Source organism: Pseudomonas sp. P7548, assembly GCF_013386585.1.
In the GTDB taxonomy this organism is placed as follows: domain Bacteria; phylum Pseudomonadota; class Gammaproteobacteria; order Pseudomonadales; family Pseudomonadaceae; genus Aquipseudomonas.
In genome coordinates, this window is record NZ_JACARO010000222.1 from 1 (window position 1) to 441 (window position 441).

Annotated in this window: 1 protein-coding gene and 1 pseudogene; both read left to right on the forward strand. The window is 63.0% G+C overall.

The features are described from left to right. On the forward strand, positions 1-182 hold a 182-nt coding region (locus tag HX803_RS32410), incomplete at its 5' end, for a metal-sensing transcriptional repressor (protein ID WP_178926119.1). A 37-nt stretch (positions 183-219) separates the two neighbouring features. Continuing rightward, positions 220-378 (forward strand): annotated as a pseudogene (locus HX803_RS32415) (iron transporter); the annotation flags it as partial. Between the last annotated feature and the right edge of the window lie 63 nt (positions 379-441).

A 441-nucleotide genomic window follows, 5' to 3' on the forward strand; every position in this document is an offset into this window, starting at 1 on the left:
ACACCGACTGTTCGCAAGTCCTTCAACAGGTCGCCGCGGCACGCCCCGCCATTGTCGGTCTTCTGGAAGAGCTGATCGAGGACCACCTGCGCCATCACGTCGCACACAACGAACTGAGCGACGCCGAACGTCAGAACGGCGCTGAAGAACTGATCGCAATCATCCGCCGCTATTCCAGGTAGTCCACGCCAATGATTTTTTTTGACAAACAACAGCCGGGGCTCGGTACTCGCCGGGATGTTCGGCTATCAGGATGCGCCGACCGTCAGCACGCTGGGGGCCTACCTGATCTACCTGGTGGTGGCCCTGGCGATGTTCTTCCTGCCCGCGGCACCCGCCAAGCCGGTCGCCGCGCCCTCTTCCGTTTCTCACCCGTAAGGACCGTCCCTTGTCCAACCCAACTCCTCAACCGGCCTCGCCGCCACGCGCCCTGCGCTGGGC